This window comes from uncultured Rhodococcus sp. (genome assembly GCF_963525155.1).
GTDB classification, from domain to species: Bacteria; Actinomycetota; Actinomycetes; order Mycobacteriales; family Mycobacteriaceae; genus Rhodococcus_F; species Rhodococcus_F qingshengii.
Window position 1 is genome coordinate 1 of sequence record NZ_CAURKP010000278.1, and the last position, 5,266, is coordinate 5,266.

The window sequence follows — 5,266 nt, forward strand, 5'->3', positions numbered from 1 at the left end:
GCTCGCGTCCCGATCACGGTGATCGCGGAGCGCGCGGGGCTCGTGATGGATCCGGGCGCGCGGGTGAAGATGGCCGGGGTGACCGTGGGCTCGGTGGAGTCCATCACGCCGACTGACGACGCTACCGCACAACTGTCGTTGTCGATCGATCCCGAAGCGCTCGAATCGATTCCGTCAAACGTGGATGTAGCGATCACGTCGAACACGGCCTTCGGCGCGAAGTTCGTCAGCCTGTCCTCGCCGGAGCAGCCGAGCAGCGCGCGACTTGCCGCCGGGGCGACGATCGACGCATCCCGGGTGACCGTCGAGCTGAACACGGTGTTCGAGAAACTCACCACCGTGCTCCGGACGGTGGACCCGGGCAAGCTCGATTCGACATTGGGTGCCCTCTCGACTGCTCTGCAAGGACGCGGCGAACGGCTCGGGGTCGCACTCGAACAAGCAGATTCCTCGTTGCTCGAATTCAACACTGCACGTGAGGCCCTCGATCATGTGTTGACTGATTTACCAGCCGTCACACAGACCTACCGCGACGCTGTTCTCGACTTGATGGACACCCTCGACTCGCTCACGACGACGGGAACCACTGTTCTCGACGAGCAGCAGAATCTTGATCTCCTCTTGCTCAACGTGATCGGGGTCGCCCGCACCGGAGAAGATGTACTGGGAGCCAACGCCGCCGGTATCGACACCGTTCTGTCGTTACTGCGGCCGACCACTGCACTGCTCGAGGAATACTCCCCGGTGATTCCCTGCATGTTCCACGGATTGCAGGAGAGCAAGAAGATCGGCGACGGCGCCTACAACGGACAACCAGGAATCAAGATGTCGATCGGTCTGATCGCCGGAACCGAACCGTACCGATATCCCGACGACCTTCCGAAGGTCGCGGCAACCGGTGGCCCGCAGTGTATGGGTCTTCCACTGCGCGACCCGAACGTCAATGCGCCTTACCTGGTGACCGACACCGGGGTGAATCCGTTTGCGCCCGAGCGTCAGCCGAATGGTGGGCAACCGATGAACACGGTCCCGGATCTGATGAGCTACCTGTTCGGGACGGAGATCCGATGAAAGTTCGTGGGTACACCGTCAAGTTCGGAATTTTTGTTCTGGTGATGATCCTCGTCAACGCCGGGCTGATCCTCGTGTTCGGCCAGATGCGAGGTGGCGACGCGAGGTCGTACTCGGCGGAGTTCGTCAACGCCTCCGGGCTCAGAGCCGGCGACAAGGTGCGCATCGCGGGTGTGCCGGTCGGTTCTGTCGGCTCCGTCGAATTCGGTGGGAATCACCGTGCCCACGTGAGTTTCAGTGTGGATACGGGTGACACCGTGACCGTATCGACCAGAGTCGCTGTTCGATATCAGGATCTGGTGGGTAATCGATACCTCGAACTGCTCGACGATCCGGGGATCGCGGAACCGCAACCGGAGGGCGAGAGCATCCCCGTCGATCGCACCGCACCGGCACTCGACCTCGATGCGCTACTCGGTGGTTTCAAGCCGCTGTTTCAAGCCCTGGACCCGGAGCAGGTCAACGCATTGTCGATGTCCTTGCTCGAGGTGTTTCAAGGCCAGTCCGGAACTGTGGCATCGGTGCTGGCGCACACCGGATCGATCACGAACACTCTCGCGGACCGCGACCAACTGATCGGTCGAGTGATCGGCAACCTCGACGGTGTCCTCAGTGAATTGCGCAGCCGCGGTGGTCAGTTCAGTGACACTCTCGATCACCTGCAACAGCTGGTCAGCGGGCTCGCGGCGGACAGGGAGATGATCGGGACTGCCGTCGAGAGTGTGAACACCGCATCAGGCACCTTCGCCGATCTCCTCGCCGGAGTTCGCCCGGACATCGCGGGAAACCTGTCGAAGCTGGACGCAAGCCTGAATCCGCTGATCGAGCAACAAAGTGAGCTCGATCGGATTCTCGCGTCCATGCCCTCGAACTACAAGCAGCTGATCCGAGTCGGCTCGTACGGGTCGTTCTTCAACTTCTATCTGTGCGGAATCGCACTGAAGGTCGACGGTGCCGACGGTACGCCGCTCACTGTCGACCTGGTGGATCAGACGACCGGAAGGTGCGCACCACGATGAGAGAGATGGCACAGAGCCAGGCCGTACGCGTGGGGGTCGTGGGATTGGTCGTCACGGCCGCCGTCGTATTGGCATCGCTCCAGTATCAGAATCTGCAGTTCCTGAAATCGGGTGTCGGGTACAGCGCGGTGTTCGCCGACGCCAGCGGTCTCGCGCCGGGAGACGAAGTCAACGCCGCCGGAGTGAAGATCGGAACGGTGGATCGGATCGAGGTCGAGCACGGACTCGCGCGCGTGGATTTCACACTGGAAGGCTCGATCGGTTTGGGAGAAAGCACATCGGCGGCCGTCACCACGATGTCGTTGCTCGGCAAGCGAGCGGTATCGCTCGATCTGGACGGTCCGGGAAGGATCGCGGTCGGCGGCGAGATCCCGGTCGAGCGAACAAGATCGGCGTACTCGCTGCCCGACGTGCTCGGTGACCTCACCACGACGGTCGAGGACATCGATCTCGACCAACTCTCCGAATCGCTCGACGCAGTGGGGCAGGTGATGTCCGACAGTGCGCCGAACCTGAGGCCGGCGCTGGACGGTGTCGCACGGATCTCCGACAGCGTCAATAGACGCGACGACATGTTGCGCACCTTGCTGTCCGATGCAAACGACGTCGCCGGGACGCTGGCCGAGCGTGGACCACAGGTCAACGCGCTACTCGTCGACGGCAACGCCTTGTTGGGAGAACTGGATCGGCGACAGGCGGCGCTGGGGGAAGTGATCACGAACATCTCGGCGTTGTCGACCCAGCTGAGCGGACTCGTCCACGACAACGAGGCGCAATTGCAGCCGGTCCTCGGCAAACTCGACACGGTTGTCGGAATTCTGCAGAACAACAAGGACAACCTTTCTCAGGGAATCGACGGTCTCGGTACGTACGTGGGCACGCTCGGTGACACCGTGGCCAGCGGCCCCTTCTACTACGCCTACGTCCAGAACCTGGTGCCGGCGCAATACACCCAACCGTTGATCAATGCGATGTTCGGGCTACCACCTGCGCCGCTACCGATTCCGGAGGTTCGATGATGGGTGCTTCACGAGTTCGCACTCCGCTGAACTGGCGTCGAATCGCCGTCGTTGGTGGAAGCGTCATCGGTGCGGCGATCGTCGTCGTGTCGGGATACCTTGCGGTGCAACATCTGCGCTACTACAACGTGACGGCCTACTTCACCTCGACAACCGGTCTGTATGTCGGTGACGACGTTCGTGTCGTGGGAGTCGACGTCGGCCGCGTCACCGCGATCGCCCCACAGGGAGATCGAATGCGCGTCGAACTGAAATTGGCGCGCGAGGTTCCCGTCGCCGAGGACGCGAAAGCGGTGATCGTTGCCCAGTCGCTGGTCTCGGCCCGCTTCGTGCAGTTGACGCCGGCGGTGACGGACGGCGCCGACGCACTGAATGACGGTGCGGAGATCCCACTCGACAGAACGGCGGTCCCGGTCGAATGGGACCAGATCAAGGAACAGCTGGGCCGGGCTGCCGATGCTTTGGGTCCCGACGGGGACGATCGCGGTCCCGCCGCCGACTTCCTCGACGGTGCCGGATCCGCATTGGCCGGCAACGGGGAAGCGCTGGGGCGCTCGGTGACCGAACTCTCGGAGGCTATGAGCACACTCGACGAAGGCGGAGCCGATCTGTTCGGCACTCTCCGCGGCCTGCAGACCTTCACGACCGCACTCGCCGCAAGCGACGAACAGATCGTTCAGTTCCAAGGACGACTGGCAAACGTCTCGAGTGTGCTCGCCGAGAGCCGGACGCAATTGGCTCCGGCTCTCGCCGATCTGGACGCCGCCGTCGTCGACGTACAGCGGTTCGTCGAACAGAACCGAACCGGCTTGACGGAGCAGATCGCGAAGTTGGCCGACGTGTCCCAGGTACTGGTCGACAAGCGCGCAGGCCTCGAGAAGGTACTGCATCTGGCTCCGACAGCGTTGTCGAACTACTACAACGTCTACCGGCCGGCCCAAGGAGCGATGGTGGGTGTGCCCGCATTCCAGAACGTCGGCAACCCGATCGACTTGATCTGCGGCGGAATCGCCGGCCTGGCCAACGACACCTCGAAGAAGGGCGCAGATTTGTGCATCGAATACCTCGGCCCGTTGCTCAACACGATCAAGGCCAACTACCCGGACCTGAGCATCAATCCGACCCGGGCGCTCGGCGCTCTTCCGGACCAACTGGTGTACAGCGAGCCTGATCTGGAACCGACTGGCGCCTTGGGCTTTCCGACGGTACCGGTGGCGTCTGATCTGACCGGCTTGCTCATGCCGTCGACAGGATCACGATGACTGGCCGCCGGTGGGGAACAGTGTGTGTGGCGGCGAGCGCCGTGCTCGTTCTGACGGGTTGTCAATGGAGCGGGCTGAATTCGGTGTCGCTGCCGGGCGCGGCCGGCCGCGGTGAGGGAAGTTTCTCGGTCGTGATCGAGATGCCGGACGTCACGTCGATCAGTCCCAACTCTCCGGTCATGGTCAACGACGTGACAGTCGGAAGTATCAGTGCGATCGAGACCGACAACTGGCACGCACGGGTGACGGTTGCGCTCGACGGCTCGGTGTCGCTGCCCGCCAACGCGACTGCCAAGATCGGCCAAACCAGTCTGCTCGGATCCAAACACGTTGCGCTCGCGCCGCCCACCGAGGTGGCGCCGGAAGGGCGGTTGTCGGAGGGATCCGTGATTCCCCTTGCATCGGCCAGTGTCTATCCCACCACCGAGGAAGCGTTGACTGCACTGTCCTTGGTGCTCAACGGCGGTGGGCTGGCCCAGATTCACAGCATCACCACGGAACTGAACACTGCTCTCGGCGGACGGACGGATGCGGCGCGCGACCTGCTGAGCCAGATGGACACCGTGACCGAGACACTCGACCGTCAACGCGAGGCGATAGTCACGACCATGGAGAATCTCGACGTGTTCGCCGGCGAGATCACGGCTCAGCGAGACGTTCTCGGTGAGGCGTTGGAGACCCTTGATCCAGCCTTGGCGGAACTGAGCGCCCAACGCGTCGACCTGACCACCGCCCTCGATGCGGTCGGCAGGTTCGGGGACGTCGGGACCGATCTGGTCGACCGGACCCGCGACGATCTGAAAGCCAATTTGAGCTCCTTGGAATCGACGCTGCAGAAGGTGGTCGAAACAGGACCGGACCTGATCAACAATTTGGGCAATCTGAGTACCTTCCC

The 5,266-nt window shown here is 62.6% G+C and carries 5 protein-coding genes; all 5 read left to right on the top strand.

Annotation, left to right across the window (positions count from 1 at the left end):
• Positions 1-1,071: MCE family protein (locus RWT78_RS27985; RefSeq protein ID WP_314682492.1), on the top strand; the 1,071-nt coding region annotated here is incomplete at its 5' end.
• Positions 1,068-2,090, top strand: a complete 1,023-nt coding sequence (locus RWT78_RS27990) for an MCE family protein (RefSeq protein WP_231783421.1) — start codon at positions 1,068-1,070, stop codon at positions 2,088-2,090. The genes RWT78_RS27985 and RWT78_RS27990, both read left to right, overlap by 4 nt.
• On the top strand, positions 2,087-3,109 hold the full coding sequence (locus RWT78_RS27995) for an MCE family protein (protein WP_030536766.1): 1,023 nt from the start codon (positions 2,087-2,089) through the stop codon (positions 3,107-3,109). The genes RWT78_RS27990 and RWT78_RS27995 overlap by 4 nt, the downstream gene beginning before the upstream one ends.
• Complete coding sequence (locus tag RWT78_RS28000) at positions 3,109-4,371, top strand: MCE family protein (RefSeq protein WP_003944013.1); 1,263 nt, start codon at positions 3,109-3,111, stop codon at positions 4,369-4,371. The genes RWT78_RS27995 and RWT78_RS28000 overlap by 1 nt, the downstream gene beginning before the upstream one ends.
• On the top strand, positions 4,368-5,266 hold an 899-nt coding region (locus RWT78_RS28005; protein WP_314682498.1), incomplete at its 3' end, for an MCE family protein. The genes RWT78_RS28000 and RWT78_RS28005, both read left to right, overlap by 4 nt.